Genomic DNA, 19092 nt, shown 5'->3' on the forward strand with positions numbered 1-19092 from the left:
TGTCCTTAGCGTTTTGCCTGCCAGATACGTTGCTGATAATCGCGAATCGAGCGGTCGGAGCTGAACATGCCGCAGCGCGCGGTGTTCAGGATCGCTGCGCGCGTCCAGGCCTCCTGGTCGCGATACAGCGCATCAACCTGCTTCTGCGCCGCCACGTAGGCTTCAAAATCAGCCAGCACCAGGTACGGATCGCCGCCTTTCAGCAGGCTATGCAGCATCTGGTCAAAGGCATGCTTATCGCCATCGCTATATTTGCCGCTCTCCAGCTCTTTCAGCACCGCGTCCAGCAGCTTGTCTTTCTTACGCCATTTCAGCGGATCGTAGCCTTTGGCCTTCAGCGCTTTCACTTCTTCCACGGTATGACCGAAGATAAAGATGTTTTCGTCGCCCACCTGCTCAGCGATTTCCACGTTCGCCCCGTCCAGGGTTCCCACGGTCAGCGCGCCGTTCAGCGCCAGCTTCATATTGCCAGTACCGGAGGCCTCTTTACCCGCCGTAGAGATCTGCTCGGAGACATCCGCCGCCGGGATCAGCATTTCCGCCGCCGAGACGCAGTAGTCCGGCAGGAATACCACTTTCAGCTTATCGCCAACCAGCGGATCGTTATTGATCGCTGCGGCAACCTTGTTGATCGCCCAGATAATATTCTTCGCCAGGTAGTAGCCCGGCGCCGCTTTCGCACCGAACAGGAACACGCGCGGTACGCGGTCCGCCTGCGGGTTCTCGCGGATTTCTTTGTACTGCGCGAGGATGTTCAGCAGATTGAGGTGCTGACGTTTGTACTCGTGCAGACGTTTAATCTGGATATCGAAAATCGCCTGCGGATTAATCTCGATACCGGTACGCCGCTTCACAAACTCCGCCAGACGAACCTTGTTGGCCAGCTTAATGTCGCGATACGTCTGACGGAACTTCGCGTCATCGGCATATTTTTCGAGGTTGATCAGCTGGTCGAGATCGTTGGCCCACTCTTTCTTCAGGGTTTTATCCAGCAGCGCGGCCAGAGCCGGGTTGCACTGCTTGATCCAGCGGCGCGGGGTAATACCGTTGGTGACGTTATGGAATTTATTCGGCCACAGCTGGTGATATTCCGGGAACAGATCTTTCACCACCAGGTCGGAGTGCAGCGCGGCAACGCCGTTAACCGCAAAGCCGCTCACCACGCACATGTTCGCCATGCGAACCTGTTTATCGTGCACCACCGCCAGTTTCGCCCATACCTGCTTATCGCCCGGCCAGGTTTTATCCACCAGCGTTTTAAAGCGGTCGTTAATCTGTTTGATGATCTGCATGTGGCGCGGCAGCAGCGCTTTCACCAGCTTCTCATCCCAGCACTCCAGCGCTTCCGGCATCAGGGTGTGGTTGGTATACGCGAAGGTTTTGCTGGTAATCGCCCAGGCGTCGTCCCAGCTCAGCTGATGCTCATCAATCAGCACGCGCAGCAGTTCCGGAATCGCAATCGTCGGGTGAGTATCGTTAAGCTGGATGACTTCATAATCCGCCAGCTCCGCCAGCTTACGGCCCGCCAGATGATGGCGACGCAGAATATCGGCAACCGAGCAGGCGCACTGGAAGTACTGCTGCATCAGACGCAGTTTTTTACCCGCCTGATGGTTATCGTTCGGGTAGAGAACTTTCGTCAGTTTTTCGGCGTCAATGCCCTGCTGTTCGGCACGCAGGAAATCGCCGTCGTTGAATTTGGTCAGGTTAAACGGATGCGCGTGCTTAGCCTGCCACAGGCGCAGCGGCTGAGCCACGTTGTTGCGGTAGCCCAGCACCGGCAGATCCCAGGCTTCGCCGGTAATCACGAATGCCGGTATCCACTCACCGCTTTTGGTCACTTTACCGCCGAGGCCAACCTGCACGTCCAGCGCTTCGTTGTGGCGGAACCACGGGTAGCTATTACGCCCCCAGTCATCCGGCGCTTCCATCTGCTGGCCGTCAGCGAAAGACTGGCGGAACAGACCGTACTGGTAGTTCAGGCCGTAGCCGGTCGCCGACTGGCCAACGGTAGCCATTGAATCAAGGAAACATGCCGCCAGACGGCCAAGACCGCCGTTGCCCAGACCCGGGTCGATTTCCTCTTCCAGCAGGTCGGTCAAATTAATGTCGTGCGCCTGAAGCTCATCGCTGACCTGCTGATACCAGCCAAGGTTAAGCAGGTTGTTGCCGGTCAGGCGACCAATCAAAAACTCCATGGAGATATAGTTTACGTGGCGCTGCCCTTCGGCCGCTTTCGCTACCGGCTGAGCCGACAACAGCTCGGACAGCGCACCGCTAACGGCGCGCCACCACTGACGCTGGGTCATCTCGGAAGCGGACTGTAAACCAAAATGCTGCCACTGACGCGTCAGTGCAGCCTGAAACTGAGCTTTGTTAAAAGAAGTCTGTGACATAAGTAATCCGGGTCCTTTACTAAAACGTTAGCGTTAGTGTGCCGACCTCCCGGAGTCGCGTCCTCATCCCGCCAGGGATTAGCCGGGGAGGAGTAGCAGGGATGAGCGAAAAGTGTGATCGTGGCCACTATTACGTTAGCCTACCGGCCAAAATTATGCTGCAAAATTCGCCATACCGGAACAACAAACCGGCCCGTCTGGCGCTCAAAATTTTGTTACAAGCCAGGACGATAAAAGCAAGCGAAATGCCGTTGTGTAAATATTGCCAAATAAAAGTAAATATCAGGGGAATAAACGTACTTTAATGTAGAAATAGCTCAAAAAGATGACTTATAAGATTTCGCTGATAATATTTTATTAAAAACAAACAGCTACTAATTTTGTAATAAAAGATTAGCTTATCGTGCCTGTAACCTGCGCAATCCCAATAACCGCGCACGCTGACGCGGATTTCTGTGAATTTCTCTCTATGTCCAAATTTGTGACATAGAGCAAATTCAAGAGCATAAAACTCGGACATAACTTGCAATAAAATTCATTATGGCCGACCTTATTGGATATTAATTACGAAGCGCAAAAAAATTCGCAACTCCTCCCTTGCACAGCGAAATGAAGAACTATGTTGATTCCGTCTAAATTAAGTCGCCCGGTCCGCCTTGAACACACTGTGGTTCGTGAGCGATTGCTGGCGAAACTTTCCGGCGCGAACAATTATCGTCTCGCGTTGGTGACCAGCCCGGCTGGCTACGGTAAGACCACGCTCGTGTCTCAATGGGCGGCGGGGAAAAACGATCTCGGCTGGTTCTCCCTGGATGAAGGCGATAACCAACAGGAGCGTTTTGCCAGCTATCTTATCGCCGCCGTTCAACAGGCAACCGGCGGCCACTGCGCGGCCAGCGAAGCGATGGTGCAAAAGCGCCAGTACGCCAGCCTGCCTTCCCTCTTCGCACAACTGTTTATTGAACTGGCCGACTGGCAGCGCCCGCTGTTCCTGGTGATTGATGATTACCATCTGATCAGCAATCCGGTGATTCATGACGCAATGCGTTTCTTCCTCCGCCATCAGCCAGAAAATATGACGCTGGTGGTGCTGTCGCGTAATCTGCCGCAGCTGGGTATCGCCAACCTGCGCGTGCGCGATCAGCTGCTGGAAATCGGCAGCCAGCAGTTGGCTTTTACCCATCAGGAAGCCAAGCAGTTTTTCGACTGTCGTCTCAGTTCGCCCATTGAGGCCGACGACAGCAAAAGGCTGTGCGACGATGTTGCCGGCTGGGCCACCGCGCTACAGCTGATTGCCCTCTCGGCGCGCCAGAACAATACTTCCGCCCACCACTCCGCTCGTCGTCTTGCCGGCATTAACGCCAGCCATCTTTCTGACTATCTGGTCGATGAGGTGCTGGATAACGTGGACCCGCGGACGCGTAATTTCCTGCTGAAAAGTTCGCTACTGCGTTCAATGAACGATGCGCTCATCGTCCGCGTTACCGGCGAAGAGAATGGCCAGATGCAGCTGGAAGAAATTGAACGTCAGGGCTTATTCCTGCAGCGGATGGACGATTCCGGCGAATGGTTCCGCTACCATCCGCTGTTCGGCAACTTCCTGCGCCAGCGCTGCCAGTGGGAGCTGGCGGTTGAGCTGCCGGAAATTCACCGTGCGGCGGCAGAAAGCTGGATGGCGCAAGGCTTCCCGAGCGAAGCCATTCACCACGCCCTGGCCGCGGGTGACGCCAAAATGCTGCGCGATATTCTGCTCAACCACGCGTGGGGCATGTTTAACCACAGCGAACTGAGTTTGCTGGAGCAGTCCCTCGCCGCGCTGCCGTGGTCAAACCTGCTGGAAAACCCGCGTTTAATTCTTTTGCAGGCCTGGCTGATGCAGAGCCAGCACCGCTATAGCGAAGTGAATACCCTGCTGGCGCGCGCCGAGCAGGAGATGGATACGGAAATGGACACCGCCATGCACGGGGATTTCAACGCCCTGCGCGCCCAGGTGGCGATCAACGCAGGCGATCAGGACGAAGCCGAGCGCCTGGCGATGGTGGCCCTTGATGAACTGCCGCTGGCCAGCTACTACAGCCGTATCGTTGCCACATCCGTACACGGTGAAGTTCTGCACTGCAAAGGCCAGCTGAGCAAATCGCTGGCGGTCATGCAGCAGACGGAACAGATGGCCCGCCGTCATGACGTCTGGCACTACGCGTTATGGAGCATGATCCAGCAAAGCGAAATCCTCTTTGCGCAGGGGTTCCTGCAGGCCGCCTGGGAAATTCAGGAAAAAGCGTTCCAGCTGATTCGCGAACAGCACCTTGAGCAGCTGCCGATGCACGAGTTCCTGCTGCGGATTCGCTCCCAGCTGCTGTGGGCCTGGGCGCGGCTGGATGAAGCGGAGACCTCCGCGCGCAGCGGCATGAACGTGCTTTCCTCCTATCAGCCGCAGCAGCAGCTGCAGTGCCTGACGCTGATGGTACAGTGCTCGCTGGCACGGGGCGACCTGGATAACGCCCGCAGCCATTTGAATCGCCTGGAAAACCTGCTGGGCAACGGCCATTACCATAGCGACTGGGTATCCAATGCCGACAAAGTCCGGGTGATCTACTGGCAGATGATCGGCGATAAAGCCGCCGCGGCAAACTGGCTGCGCCAGACGCCAAAACCGGAATTCGCTAACAACCATTTCTTGCAGAGCCAGTGGCGCAATATCGCCCGCGCGCAGATCCTGCTCGGCGATTTTGATTCCGCCGAAATGGTGCTGGAAGAGCTAAACGATAACGCCCGCTCGCTGCGTTTGATGAGCGACCTGAACCGCAACCTGCTGCTGCTCAACCAGCTCTACTGGCAGGCCGGGCGTAAGAGCGAAGCGCAAAAAGCGCTGCTGGAAGCGCTCACCCTCGCTAACCGCACCGGGTTTATTAATCATTTTGTCATTGAAGGCGAAGCGATGGCGCAGCAGCTGCGCCAGCTGATTCAGCTCAATACGCTGCCGGAGCTGGAGCAGCACCGCGCCCAGCGTATTCTGCGCGATATCAACCAGCATCATCGGCATAAGTTCGCCCACTTTGACGAGAGCTTCGTCGAACGGCTGCTGAACCACCCGGAAGTGCCGGAGCTTATCCGCACCAGCCCGCTGACCCAGCGCGAATGGCAGGTCCTGGGACTTATCTATTCCGGCTACAGCAACGAGCAGATCGCCGGTGAGCTGGACGTGGCCGCCACTACGATTAAAACGCATATCCGTAACTTGTATCAGAAGCTGGGGGTGGCGCACCGCCAGGATGCCGTTCAGCATGCCCAGCAGCTGTTGAAAATGATGGGATACGGGGTTTAAGCCGCTATCGGCTCGCTTCAGGCAACATAACCGTTACGTCATCGCCGGCGGCAGGTTTCCCTCCGCCTGGCGGCGGAGATAACCCCGTCACTCATCAACACCACGCCACCAATCGCGCGCGTCAGGCGGAGCAACGCTCTGGCATGACCCGGAAATTCTAAAGGTTCAGCACAGCTCCAGCTGAAGGTTGTTATCGGTAATCACCTTCAGTACGCCGGCGGGCGGCATCACATCGGTGTAGACCGCATCAACCATACTGATGCTGCCCATGTTGACCATCGCATTACGGCCAAATTTAGAATGGTCAACGACCAGCATCACGTGGCGGGAGTTTTCAATAATCGCCCGTTTGGTGCGCACTTCGTGGTAGTCGAACTCCAGCAGCGAGCCATCGCTGTCGATACCGCTGATGCCGAGAATACCGAAATCAAGGCGAAACTGGGAGATAAAGTCCAGGGTGGCCTCACCGATAATACCGCCATCCCGGCTGCGCAGCTCGCCGCCGGCCAGGATAATGCGGAAGTCCTCTTTCACCATCAGCGTATTGGCGACGTTGAGGTTATTGGTGACGATGCGCAGGTCGTTATGGTTAAGCAGCGCGTGGGCCACCGCTTCCGGCGTGGTACCGATATCGATAAACAGCGTCGCGCCATCGGGGATTTCGCTCGCCACCTTGCGGGCGATGCGCTCTTTTTCCTGGGTTTGGGTCGATTTTCTGTCGTGCCAGGACGTATTCACCGAGCTGGACGGCAGCGCAGCGCCGCCGTGATGACGCAGAATCATTTTCTGATCGGCTAAATCATTCAGATCGCGGCGAATGGTCTGCGGGCTGACGGCAAACTGCTCGACAAGCTCTTCGGTACTGACGTATCCCTGTTTTTTTACCAGCTCGATAATCGCGTCATGACGTTGTGTTTGTTTCATGAAATATCCCTGGGAATCTCTACGTTCGTTTTCGCACATTCTGCGTATCAACAAACGCCATCGCCAGCCCGGTCACCAGACCGGCCACGTGCGCACCGTTCGCAATCGACATGCCGAAAACATCAAACCATCCAGCAATTAACCATACTAAAGAGAAGAGTATCAAGCCGCGCTGTAAATAAACGCCGCTCTGCGGATCGCGCTCGCCCCGTAGCCAGACATAGCCCATTAGCGCATAGACTACGCCGGAGAGTCCGCCAAACCACGGGCCGCTGAACTGATGCTGCACAAAGCCGCTCAGCAAAGCGGCGATCACCGTAATCACCACCAGCTTGCCGCTGCCGATGCGCTTTTCTACCGCTCCGCCGAGGTACCACCACCATAGCAGGTTGAACAGAATATGCATCAGCGAGAAGTGCATAAGCGCATGGCTAAAGTAGCGCCAGACTTCAAATTTCAACGAAGGATCGTAGGGCCAGGCCAGCAGCAGCATGACCGGTTGATCGCCAATGACCGTTTGCAGGACAAAGACGGCGATGCAGGCGAAGAGCACGCCCCAGGTCACCGGCCCGGCGTTATGGCGAAGCGTCGCTAAAAAGGGAAAGCGCTGGTAGTGCAGCCCGCTATTGGTGTGCCCCGACTGCCAGCTGGCAGCGAGGTAACGCGGATCGGCGGGATTTTCCAGAAAGCGGGCCAGCTCGGCCTGTACGCGTCCGGCCTGGGACTCATCAGCCAGCCAGATATCGCTCTGCGTATGCTGCTGAATAGTCAGAATAATGCCCTGCGTCGCCATATAGTCGACAAACGCCTGGGCCACGCGCGGGTTGGCAAAAGAGGTAATCATTAACATGCAGCGGATCGCTTATTCCACACAAAGGGAGATATTATAGCCACAACCGGCGCTAACGCCTAAAGTGCGCCATGCGCGACTTCCGCCGGAAAATGCCGGTGCCAGGCATCAAACCCGCCGTCCACGCTGTAAACCTTGTCGTAACCCTGCTGCAGCAGATACTGCGCGGCGCCTTTGCTGCTATTGCCGTGATAGCACATCACCATGACCGCCGTATCAAAGTCGTTGTCGCGCATAAACGCGCCCAGCGTATCGTTGGTCAGATGGAATGCGCCCGGCGTGTGGCCCATCGCATAGCTTTGCGGGTCGCGAATATCGACCAGCACCGCCGTCTGCTGGTGCATTTTCTGGTGGGCTTCTTCTACGTTAATACATTCAAAGCGATCCATAAGCTCTCTTCTTTATATACGGATATACAGGCAGGCGGCGAAACGCCCTGGATTTTAGCGTCTAGTGTACAGCCTGGCGCTAAATAAACGCCAATATGTTACACGCATCACTCTGAAATGTTTTTTTGATGTTACCAATAGCGCGATTGTTTGCTATATTGAGCGATATCGAACATTTGTGAGCTTAAACGAAAGTGTAAGAGGTGGCGAGCGTGGAAACCAAAGATCTGATTGTGATAGGGGGAGGCATCAACGGTGCCGGTATCGCGGCAGACGCCGCAGGGCGTGGTTTATCCGTACTGATGCTGGAGGCAAGCGACCTTGCCTGCGCCACATCCAGCGCCAGCTCAAAGCTGATTCACGGCGGGCTGCGCTACCTTGAACACTATGAGTTCCGCCTGGTGAGCGAAGCGCTGGCCGAACGCGAAGTGTTGTTGAAAATGGCCCCGCATATCGCCTTCCCGATGCGCTTTCGTTTACCGCATCGCCCGCACCTGCGTCCGGCGTGGATGATCCGCATTGGCCTGTTTATGTACGATCATCTGGGCAAGCGCACCAGCCTACCCGGCTCAACCGGGTTGCGTTTTGGCACAGAATCGGTACTTAAACCTGAAATCGTGCGCGGTTTCGAATATTCCGACTGCTGGGTTGACGATGCGCGTCTGGTGCTGGCCAATGCCCAGATGGTTGTGCGTAAAGGCGGGGAAGTGCGCACGCGGACCCGCGCCATCTCGGCAAAACGTGAAAACGGTTTGTGGATTGTCGAAGCCGAAGATATTGATAGCGGCGAGAAGTTTACCTGGCAGGCGCGCGGTCTGGTTAACGCCACCGGCCCGTGGGTCAAACAGTTCTTCGACGAAGGGATGCATCTGCGCTCGCCGTACGGTATTCGCTTGATCAAGGGCAGCCATATCGTGGTGCCGCGCGTGCACACGCAGAAACAGGCCTACATCCTGCAAAATGAAGATAAACGCATTGTGTTTGTGATCCCGTGGATGGATGAATTTTCCATCATCGGCACCACCGACGTGGAGTATAAAGGCGATCCGAAAGCGGTAGCGATCGACGACAACGAAGTTAACTACCTGCTGAACGTCTATAACGCCCACTTTAAAAAGCCTCTCACGCGAGACGATATCGTCTGGACCTACTCCGGCGTGCGCCCGCTATGCGACGATGAATCCGACTCGCCGCAGGCGATCACCCGCGATTACACTCTTGATATCCATGATGATAACGGGCAGGCGCCGCTGCTGTCGGTCTTTGGCGGCAAGCTGACCACCTATCGCAAGCTGGCCGAACATGCGCTGGAGAAACTGACGCCTTACTACAAAGGCATCGGCCCGGCATGGACCAAAACCGCGGTGCTGCCCGGCGGCGATATCGGCAGCGACCGTGACGACTACGCGGCGAAACTGCGCCGCCGCTTTTCGTTTATCAGCGAATCGATGGCCCGCCATTACGCCCGCACCTACGGCAGCAATAGCGAGCTAATCCTTGATAAGGCGACCTCACTGGACGATCTGGGTGAGCATTTCGGCCATGAGTTTTTTGAAGCCGAACTGCGCTATCTGGTTGAGCACGAATGGGTTCGTTCGCTGGATGACGCGATCTGGCGTCGCACTAAACAAGGTATGTGGCTGAATGACGAGCAGCAGGCGCGCATCAGCGAGTGGCTGGCGCAGCACGCGGGAAAGTCTGAGCTGTCGCTGGCGTCGTAACACCGCAAACAGTAACGGGGCCTGCGGGCCCCGTTTTTTATGGCTAATCCGTTACAACCTTACCGGATCGATATGCCAGATATGGTCGGCATACTCCTTAATCGTACGGTCAGAAGAGAAGTAGCCCATATTGGCGATATTCAGCATCGCTTTATTGGCCCACTCCTCCGGGTGACGGTACAGCTCATCCACCTTATCCTGACAATCCACGTAGCTACGGTAATCCGCCAGAACCTGATAGTGGTCGCCGAAGTTAATCAGCGAATCCAGCAGGTCACGGTAGCGTCCCGGCTCCGATGGGCTGAACAGGCCGGTGCCGATCTGCGTCAGCGCCTGGTGCAGCTCTTCATCCTGCTCATAGTAATCACGCGGTTTGTAGCCGTTAGCCCGCAGGGCTTCAACCTCTTCCGCCGTATTACCGAAGATAAAGAAATTATCCGCCCCGACGTGCTCCTGCATCTCAACGTTAGCCCCGTCCAGGGTACCGATGGTTAACGCGCCGTTAAGCGCGAACTTCATGTTGCTGGTACCGGACGCCTCCGTCCCCGCCAGCGAGATCTGCTCGGAGAGATCCGCCGCTGGAATGATCAGCTGTGCGAGGCTTACGCTGTAGTTAGGAATGAACACCACTTTCAGCTTATCGCCAACGTCCGGATCGTTATTCACCACCGCCGCGACGTCATTGATTAAATGAATAATATGCTTCGCCATGTAGTAAGCCGAAGCCGCCTTGCCGGCGAAGATATTCACGCGCGGTACCCACTCGGCGTCGGGATCGGCCTTAATGCGATTGTAGCGGGTGATCACATGCAGCACGTTCATTAGCTGACGTTTGTACTCGTGAATACGCTTGATCTGCACATCGAACAGGGCTTTCGGATTGACCACCACGTTAAGCTGCTGGCCGATGTAGTTCGCCAGCCGCTGCTTGTTTTCCAGCTTGGCCTGGCGCACCGCCTGGTTAACCTTCGGATAGTCAATATGCTGCTCCAGCTCCTTCAGCTGGCTTAAATCCGTACGCCAGGTGTGGCCGATATTTTCATCCAGCACTTTCGACAGCGGCGGATTCGCCAGCGCCAGCCAGCGGCGCGGAGTGACGCCGTTCGTGACGTTGGTAAAGCGCATCGGGAAGATTTTGGCAAATTCGGCAAACAGCGACTCGACCATCAGCCGGGAGTGCAGCTCCGACACGCCGTTGACCTTGTGGCTTACCACCACCGCCAGCCACGCCATGCGTACGCGACGCCCGTTAGACTCGTCGATAATCGACGTACGGCCCAGCATCGCCGTATCGTTGGGATACTGCTCCTGCAGGGTCTTCAGGAAGTAGTCGTTAATCTCGAAAATAATCTGCAAATGACGCGGCAGGATTTTACCCAGCATATCGACGGGCCAGGTCTCCAGCGCTTCGCTCATCAGGGTATGGTTGGTATAGGAGAAGACCTGGCAGGTCACCTCGAACGCCTCATCCCAGCTAAACTTATGCTCGTCAATCAGCAGGCGCATCAGCTCCGGAATCGACAGCACCGGGTGCGTATCGTTGAGGTGAATTGCGATTTTGTCCGCCAGATTGGCGTAGGTTTTATGCAGCTGGTAGTGACGGCTGAGGATATCCTGCACCGTCGCCGACACGAGAAAATACTCCTGGCGCAGGCGCAGCTCGCGCCCGGAATAGGTGGAGTCGTCCGGATAGAGCACCCGCGACACGTTCTCAGAGTGGTTTTTATCTTCCACCGCCGCGAAGTAGTCGCCCTGGTTGAATTTACCGAGGTTGATCTCGCTGCTGGCCTGTGCGCTCCACAGACGCAGCGTGTTGGTGGCGTCGGTGTCGAAACCCGGGATGATCTGATCGTAAGCTTCGGCAATAATCTCTTCGGTCTCCACCCAGCGGGAGTGTTTACCTTCCTGCTGAATGCGGCCGCCGAAGCGCACTTTGTAGCGAGTATTGTGGCGCTCGAACTCCCACGGGTTGCCGTACTCCAGCCAGTAGTCCGGGGACTCTTTCTGCCGCCCGTCGACGATATTCTGCTTAAACATCCCGTAGTCGTAGCGAATACCGTAGCCGCGGCCCGGCAAACCCAGCGCCGCCAGCGAGTCGAGGAAGCAGGCAGCCAGACGACCAAGACCGCCGTTGCCCAGGCCCGGGTCGTTCTCTTCGTCAATCAGCTCTTCAAGATTCAGCCCCATCTCTTCCAGCGCGCTGTTCACATCCTCATAAATACCGAGCGATAGCAGCGCGTTGGACAAGGTACGGCCAATCAAAAACTCCATCGACAGATAGTAAACCTGGCGCACTTCCTGAGAGAGCTGCGCCCGGTTTGAACGCAGCCAGCGCTCAACCATGCGATCGCGAACGGCGAACAGCGTGGCGTTGAGCCATTCATGTTTGTTAGCGATAGCCGGATCTTTGCCGATGATAAACATCAGCTTATAAGCAATAGAGTGCTTTAACGCCTCAACGCTCAGGGTGGGTGATGAGTAGCTAAAAGGTACATTCATAGCTTTGGCTCCTGGTTACAGCAAGCGTTGATAAAGTTCGCGGTAAGAATTTGCGGCAACCTGCCAGCTAAAATCCATATTCATCGCCTGACGCTGGACGTAGCGCCAGAGCGACGGGCGCGACCACAGGACGAATGTGCGTCGAATAGCCCGCAGCAGCGACAAAGCGTTGCTATCTTCAAAAACAAAGCCGGTAGCCAGACCGTCGGCGAGGTTCTCCAGCGAGCAATCGGACACGGTGTCCGCCAGTCCGCCGGTACGCCGCACCAGCGGTAGCGTGCCGTACTTCAGGCCGTACAGCTGGGTTAAGCCGCACGGTTCAAAACGGCTGGGCACCAGAATCACATCGGCGCCGCCCATAATGCGGTGCGAGAAGGCTTCATGGTAGCCAATCTGTACGCCCACCTTGCCCGGATGCTCGGCCGCGGCGGCCAGGAAGCCCTCCTGCAGCACCGGGTCGCCCGCCCCCAGCAGCGCCAGCTGACCGCCCTGCTCCAGCAGGCCCGGCAGCGCCTCAAGCACCAGGTCCAGCCCCTTCTGGCTGGTCAAACGGCTGACAACGGCAAACAGCGGCGCTTTGTCATCCACCTTCAGCCCCATGGCGATTTGCAGCTGGCGTTTGTTTTCCGCTTTTTCTTCCAGCCGATCGCGATCGTAGCGCGCGGCCAGCAGCAGGTCGCTTTCCGGATTCCAGATATGGTCATCCACCCCGTTGAGGATCCCGGAGAGGCGGCCCTCATGCTGCCGCTGACGCAGCAGCCCTTCCATGCCGTAAGCGAACTGCGGCTCGGTGATTTCGCGCGCATAGGTCGGGCTGACCGCCGTAATATGGTCGGCGTAGTAGAGCCCCGCCTTCAGAAAGGAGATCTGGCCGTTAAATTCAAGGCCATGAACGTTATAGAACGACCAGGGCAGCTCAATGTCGTTCATATGCCACGAGTAGAACATCCCCTGGTAGGCCAGGTTATGCACCGTAAAGACCGACTTAGCCGGGTGGCCGCGCGCCGCCAGGTAGGCCGGGGTCAGGCCCGCATGCCAGTCGTGGGCGTGAACAACGTCAGGGCGCCAGAAAGGATCCAGGCCGCAGGCCATCTCGCTACCGACCCATCCCAGCAGCGCAAAGCGCAGCACGTTGTCGGTATAGGCGTGCTGATTAGTATCGTGGTAAGGGCTCCCTGGGCGATCGTAGAGATGCGGGGCATCAATCAAATAGATGCCCACGCCGTTAAAGTGACCGAACAGCAGAGTGATGCGCCCGGCAAACGTCTCGCGGCGCGTCACCACCTGCGCATCCGTCACGCCGCGGCGGATATCAGGAAACGCGGGCAGCAGTACGCGCGTGTCGACGCCCCCGGCAATTTGCGCTGCAGGCAGCGCGCCGATCACATCCGCCAGTCCACCGGTTTTTAACAGCGGGAACATCTCTGAACATACATGTAATACCTGCATTAGCGCTCCTGTGGATACCCCAATTTCCGCAGCATGTCGCGGGTGACCAGCACGATACCTTCCTCCGAGCGGTAGAAACGGCGTGCATCCTCTTCCGCGTTCTCCCCAACAACCATACCTTCCGGGATCACGCAGGCGCGGTCAATAATGCAGCGACGCAGGCGGCACGAACGGCCAACCCAAACCTCTGGCAACAAGACTGCCGAATCAATATTACAGAATGAATTCACCCGCACGCGCGGGAACAGCACCGACTGCACAACCACCGAGCCGGAGATAATACAGCCGCCTGAAACCAGCGAGTTCAGGGTCATCCCGTGGCTGCCCGAGCGGTCCTGGACGAATTTTGCCGGAGGCAAAGGCTCCATATGGGTGCGAATCGGCCAGTTCTGATCGTACATGTCCAGTTCCGGGGTCACCGAAGCCAGATCGAGGTTGGCTTTCCAGTACGCTTCCAGGGTCCCCACATCGCGCCAGTAGGGCTCAGACTGCGGATCGGACTGCACGCAGGAGAGCGGGAAAGGATGTGCATAAGCCATGCCAGCTTTGGTGATTTTCGGAATGATGTCTTTACCAAAATCGTGGCTGGAGCTTTCATCGCTGTCGTCTTCTTCCAGAAGCTCATAAAGGTAATCCGCGTCAAAGACATAGATACCCATACTCGCCAGCGATTTGCTGGCATCGCCCGGCATCGCAGGCGGATTAGCCGGTTTTTCGACGAAATCGATAATCTTATCGCTCTCGTCCACCGCCATGACCCCGAACGCCCGTGCTTCTTCAATAGGCACTGGCATACAGGCCACGGTGCAACGCGCGCCTTTTTCGACGTGATCGATAAGCATGCGCGAGTAGTCTTGTTTGTAAATATGGTCGCCCGCGAGGATAACGACGTACTCCGCCTTGTAACGACGAATGATGTCGAGGTTCTGCGTCACCGCATCCGCCGTGCCGCGATACCAGTTTTCCCCCTGCATCCTTTGCTGGGCGGGCAGCAGGTCAACAAACTCGTTCATCTCTTCATTGAAGAACGACCAGCCGCGCTGGATATGCTGCACCAGCGTATGCGATTGATACTGGGTGATGACGCCGATGCGTCGAATGCCTGAGTTAATACAGTTAGATAACGCAAAATCGATAATGCGGAACTTGCCGCCGAAATGGACAGCAGGTTTCGCGCGTTTATTGGTCAGATCCTTCAGACGGGTACCACGTCCCCCGGCAAGGATCAGCGCAACGGATTTGATCGGCAACTGACGCGCCAGCATCAATGGATCGTTCTTTTCTACCCCAACCATAATTAACTCCTTTTTTACTCCCCAGCTTGCCTGCCCTTCTCGTCGCGCCGCCGCTTCGAGACCAACCGGAAGCCCCGAGGTTACGACCTTTGAAATACGCACACTCCGTGCGCGGGCCCATGCCAGACAGCTATAGTGACCGGATTATCCTCTCCGGCGAAAGGTGGAATGGCGCGCCATTCCCCCGCGGGTAAAACCATCTCTGCCACCTCGGCGGTGGCGTTGAGCGCCATCAGCCAGCGATCGGACAATATGATCTGCATACGCGGCGCACCGTGCTGCCATTCATCGGCGGACAGCGGCTGCGCATGTTGGTTTAACCAGCGAACGCTGCCGTCTCCCTCCTGCCACCAGCGATTCTCGGTTAAAGCCGGAACCCGCTGGCGCAGATGAATTAACGCGGCGGTGAACGCGGTCAGCCCGCGGTTAGTATGGTTCCAGTCCAGCCAGGTCAACGCATTGTCCTGACAGTAAGCATTGTTGTTGCCATGCTGGCTGTGACCGTGTTCGTCACCCGCCAGCAGCATCGGCGTTCCCTGCGCCAGCAGTAGCGTCGCCAGAAGAGCGTGAACGCTGGCACGGCGCCGTTCAATCACGGCAAGACTCCCTTCTAATCCTTCTATACCATGATTGTTGCTGTAGTTATTGTTAGTCCCATCGCGATTCTCCTCCCCGTTTGCCTCATTATGTTTCTGATTGAAACAAACGCAGTCGCGCAGGGTGAAACCATCGTGCGCGGTGACCAGGTTAACCGCCGCCGAAGGCGCTCTGCCGTTACGCTGAAAAACGTCGCTGGATGCGGCAAAACGCTGAGCGAAGTCGCCCAGCGAGACGTTCTGCTGCAGCCAGAATCGACGCGCGGTATCGCGGAAATGGTCGTTCCACTCGGCGAACAGCGGCGGAAAGTTACCCACCTGGTAGCCGCCCGGGCCGATATCCCAGGGTTCCGCGATCAGCTTGACCTCCGCCAGACGCGGGTCGTTACGGATGGCCTCAAACAGCGGCGCATCCTGACGAAACGCCGGCGTCCGCCCCATCACCGAGGCGAGGTCGAAACGAAAGCCGTCAACGTGGCACTCGTCAACCCAAAAACGCAGGCACTGGCGGGCATACTCCACCACGCCGGGGTGGCTGAGGTTGAGGGTGTTCCCGCAGCCGGTCCAGTTGTGGTAATCGCCGTCTTCCCTGATCCAATAATAGCTACGGTTATCGATTCCGCGCAGGGAGAAGGTCGGCCCTTCCAGGTCTATCTCCGCGCTATGGTTCAGCACCACGTCAAGGATCACTTCGATGCCCGCCGCATGCAGCGCTTTTACCGCATCGCGAAACTCGTTTAACGCCTGCTCCGGCGCGCTGGCGTAGCGCGTGTCGAGGGCGAAAATCGCCAGCGGGTTGTAGCCCCAATAGTTGCTTAACCCCATCCGCTGAAGGCGCGGTTCGCTGGCGAACTGCGCCACCGGCATTAACTCTAGTGCAGTAATGCCCAGCATGCGGAAGTAATCGATCATCACCGGATGACCAAGCGCTTTATAGGTGCCGCGGATATTCTCCGGCAGATCGGGGTGCAGATACGTCAGCCCCTTGACGTGGGCTTCATAAATCACCGTCTGGCCCCACGGCGTGCGCGGCGGCTTATCGCCGCGCCAGTCGTAATGCAGGTCGATCACCCGCGACTTCGGCGCTATCGCTGCGCTGTCGCGGTTGTCGGGAGCGAAGTCGCCGCCGTGGAGACGCTCATCGTCAGGCAGCCCACCCTCCACGTGATGGCAGCAGGGGTCAAGCAGCAGCTTCGCCGGGTTGAAGCGGTGCCCTTGCGTTGGGTCCCAGGGCCCGTGGACGCGGTAGCCGTAGCGCAGGCCAGGCCCGACATCGGCGAGCCAGCCGTGCCAGATATCGCCGCTGCGCGCGGGCAGGTCGACGCGCCGTTCATTACCCTGCTCGTCAAACACGCAGAGTTCCACCCGCTCCGCGTGGGCGGAAAAGAGCGCGAAATTCACGCCCTTACCGTCGTAGCTGGCCCCTAAAGGCGCGGGCTGTCCTGCCGCGAGTGCGATCATTGCGCCTCCCGCACCAGCCACACCGTCGCCAGCGGAGGCAGCGTAATGGAGAGGGAGTGTTCACGACCGTGGCTGGCGATCGGGTCGCTCTCAACGACGCCGCCGTTGCCGGTGTTGCTGCCGTGGTAATGCATGGAGTCGGTGTTGAGCTCTTCACGCCAGCGGCCGGGCTGGTTGATGCCAAAACGGTACTCATGACGCGGGACCGGGGTGAAGTTGCTGGCGACGATAATTTCATTGCCCGCCCTGTCGCGACGAACAAAGATAAATACCGAACGCTCATGGTCGTCCACCACCAGCCATTCGAAGCCGTAGGGATCGAAATCCAGCTCGTGCAGCGCTTTATGGTGACGATAGGTATGGTTGAGGTCGCGCACCAGCCGCTGGACGCCGTGGTGCCAGTTATCGCCGCCTTCCAGCAGATGCCAGTCGAGGCTTGCGTCGTGGTTCCATTCGCGCCCCTGAGCAAACTCATTGCCCATAAACAGCAGCTTTTTACCCGGGAAGGCAAACAGCCAGCCGTAGTAGGCGCGCAGGTTAGCGAACTTCTGCCAGGCGTCGCCCGGCATGCGGTCGAGTATCGATTTTTTGCCGTGCACCACTTCATCATGAGAGAGCGGCAGGACAAAGTTTTCGGTGTAGTTGTAGAGCATACCGAAGGTCATCTTGTCGTGATGATGACGGCGATGCACCGGGTCCAGCTTCATGTAGTCGAGGGTGTCGTGCATCCAGCCGAGGTTCCACTTGAACCAGAAACCCAGCCCGCCGGTGGAGGAAGGACGGGAAACGCCGGGAAAATCGGTCGACTCTTCCGCCATGGTTACCGCGCCCGGCGTCTGTTCGCCCAGCACGCGGTTGGTATTGCGCAGAAACTCAATCGCTTCAAGGTTTTCCCGACCGCCGAATTCGTTCGGCACCCACTCGCCCTGCTTGCGGCTGTAGTCGCGATAAATCATCGACGCCACCGCATCAACCCGCAGCGCGTCAATGCCGAAGCGTTCGATCCAGTACAGCGCATTGCCGACCAGGTAATTGCTGACCTCGCGGCGGCCGTAGTTGTAAATCAGGGTGTTCCAGTCCTGATGGTAGCCTTCGCGCGGGTCGCTGTGTTCATACAGCGAGGTGCCGTCAAACGAGGCGAGCGCAAAGTCATCCGCCGGAAAATGGCCAGGCACCCAGTCCAGAATAACGTTAAGCCCCGCGGCGTGCGCGGCGTTGATAAAGTAGCGGAAATCCTCCCGGGTACCGAAGCGACGGGTGGGCGCGTACAGCCCGGTCGGCTGGTAGCCCCAGCTGCCGTCAAACGGATGCTCGTTCACCGGCAGCAGTTCGAGGTGGGTAAAGCCCATCCATTTGGCATACGGGACCAGCTGGTCGGCAAGCTCGCGATAGCTCAGCCAGAAGTTATTATCGGTGTGGCGGCGCCAGGAGCCGAGGTGTACTTCATAAATCGAGATCGGCGCATCAAACTGGTTAGCCTGCTTGCGCTCCGGCGGCTGTGCGACCTTTTCCGGCAGCCCGCAGATGAGCGAGGCGCTCTCCGGACGCATTTGCGCTTCAAAAGCGTAAGGATCGGACTTCACCCGCAGGTTGCCGTGGACATCGATAAGCTCGAATTTATACAGCTGGCCGTTCAGCGCGCCGGGAACAAACAGCTCCCAGATGCCGGACTCTTTACGCAGGCGCATCGGGTGGCGGCGGCCGTCCCAGTAGTTAAACTGGCCGACGACCGATACCCGGCGGGCATTCGGCGCCCATACGGAGAAACGCGTACCGACCACGCCGTCCATGGTATCGGCATGCGCGCCCAGCGTTTCATAAGGACGCAGATGCGTGCCTTCCGACAGCAGCCAGACATCAAGATCCTGCAGCAGCGGACCAAAACGGTACGGGTCATCAATTAGGTTCTGCTGCCCGTGCCAGGTGACGGCCAGCTGATAGCGAAAAGGATTTTTACGACGCGGCAGAACGCCGCTGAATAAACCGCGCGAGTCGAGGCATTCCAGCTTGCCGACTTTGCGTCCGGTTTTTGGTTCAATGACCCACACATCGGTGGCATCGGGTAATAATGCACGAACTTCCAGCCCGGCGTCGGTGTAATGCATGCCAAGCACGGAAAAAGGATCCGCAAAATGGCCGGCGATAAGCGCATTAATCACGTCCTTATCAATACGATTAGACATGGTT

11 protein-coding genes are annotated in these 19092 nt (G+C 57.4%); 2 read left to right on the plus strand and 9 right to left on the minus strand.

What is annotated here, in order from left to right:
- Positions 1 to 5 precede the first annotated feature (5 nt).
- Positions 6 to 2396 carry a maltodextrin phosphorylase gene (gene malP / locus ABLU88_RS18815; RefSeq protein WP_025107849.1) on the minus strand — a complete coding sequence of 797 codons (2391 nt, stop codon included), beginning with the start codon at positions 2394 to 2396 and terminating at the stop codon, positions 6 to 8.
- A 619-nt stretch (positions 2397 to 3015) separates the two neighbouring features.
- Here malP and malT point away from each other — a divergent pair.
- A complete protein-coding gene (gene malT, locus ABLU88_RS18820; RefSeq protein ID WP_014227069.1) occupies positions 3016 to 5721 on the plus strand; it encodes an HTH-type transcriptional regulator MalT in 2706 nt (901 codons plus the stop codon).
- A gap of 165 nt (positions 5722 to 5886) precedes the next feature.
- Here malT and ABLU88_RS18825 read toward each other — a convergent pair whose 3' ends face one another.
- Genes ABLU88_RS18825 through glpE form a run of 3 tightly spaced genes read right to left on the minus strand, consistent with a single transcriptional unit; the run spans position 5887 to position 7884 of the window.
- Entirely contained in the window at positions 5887 to 6645 is a 759-nt protein-coding gene (locus ABLU88_RS18825) for a DeoR/GlpR family transcriptional regulator (RefSeq protein ID WP_004106478.1), read from the minus strand.
- Positions 6646 to 6664: 19 nt separating this feature from the next.
- Entirely contained in the window at positions 6665 to 7495 is an 831-nt protein-coding gene (glpG, locus tag ABLU88_RS18830) for a rhomboid family intramembrane serine protease GlpG (RefSeq protein WP_014227070.1), read from the minus strand.
- A 59-nt stretch (positions 7496 to 7554) separates the two neighbouring features.
- Complete coding sequence (gene glpE, locus ABLU88_RS18835; protein WP_004126086.1) at positions 7555 to 7884, minus strand: thiosulfate sulfurtransferase GlpE; 330 nt, start codon at positions 7882 to 7884, stop codon at positions 7555 to 7557.
- A gap of 212 nt (positions 7885 to 8096) precedes the next feature.
- Between glpE and glpD the strand changes: the two genes are divergently transcribed.
- Entirely contained in the window at positions 8097 to 9605 is a 1509-nt protein-coding gene (gene glpD, locus ABLU88_RS18840; RefSeq protein WP_004854978.1) for a glycerol-3-phosphate dehydrogenase, read from the plus strand.
- A gap of 51 nt (positions 9606 to 9656) precedes the next feature.
- Here glpD and glgP read toward each other — a convergent pair whose 3' ends face one another.
- The 5 genes from glgP to glgB form a co-directional block, all read right to left on the minus strand.
- Positions 9657 to 12104 (minus strand): glycogen phosphorylase, encoded by a 2448-nt coding sequence (glgP, locus tag ABLU88_RS18845; protein WP_014227071.1) that lies wholly within the window; start codon positions 12102 to 12104, stop codon positions 9657 to 9659.
- Between the two features lie 15 nt (positions 12105 to 12119).
- Entirely contained in the window at positions 12120 to 13553 is a 1434-nt protein-coding gene (gene glgA, locus ABLU88_RS18850) for a glycogen synthase GlgA (RefSeq protein ID WP_004854984.1), read from the minus strand.
- The gene (gene glgC / locus ABLU88_RS18855) at positions 13553 to 14848 is read right to left on the minus strand and encodes a glucose-1-phosphate adenylyltransferase (protein WP_004106488.1); all 1296 of its coding nucleotides are present in this window, start codon (positions 14846 to 14848) and stop codon (positions 13553 to 13555) included. The genes glgA and glgC overlap by 1 nt, the downstream gene beginning before the upstream one ends.
- Positions 14849 to 14928: 80 nt before the next feature.
- The gene (glgX, locus tag ABLU88_RS18860; protein ID WP_102803174.1) at positions 14929 to 16905 is read right to left on the minus strand and encodes a glycogen debranching protein GlgX; all 1977 of its coding nucleotides are present in this window, start codon (positions 16903 to 16905) and stop codon (positions 14929 to 14931) included.
- Positions 16902 to 19088, minus strand: coding sequence for a 1,4-alpha-glucan branching enzyme (gene glgB / locus ABLU88_RS18865; RefSeq protein WP_348837568.1), 2187 nt, complete (start codon positions 19086 to 19088; stop codon positions 16902 to 16904). Before glgB ends, glgX begins: the two co-directional genes overlap by 4 nt.
- Positions 19089 to 19092: the final 4 nt, after the last annotated feature.

Source organism: Klebsiella sp. GW_Kp182 (assembly GCF_040062275.1).
Taxonomy (GTDB): domain Bacteria; phylum Pseudomonadota; class Gammaproteobacteria; order Enterobacterales; family Enterobacteriaceae; genus Klebsiella; species Klebsiella michiganensis.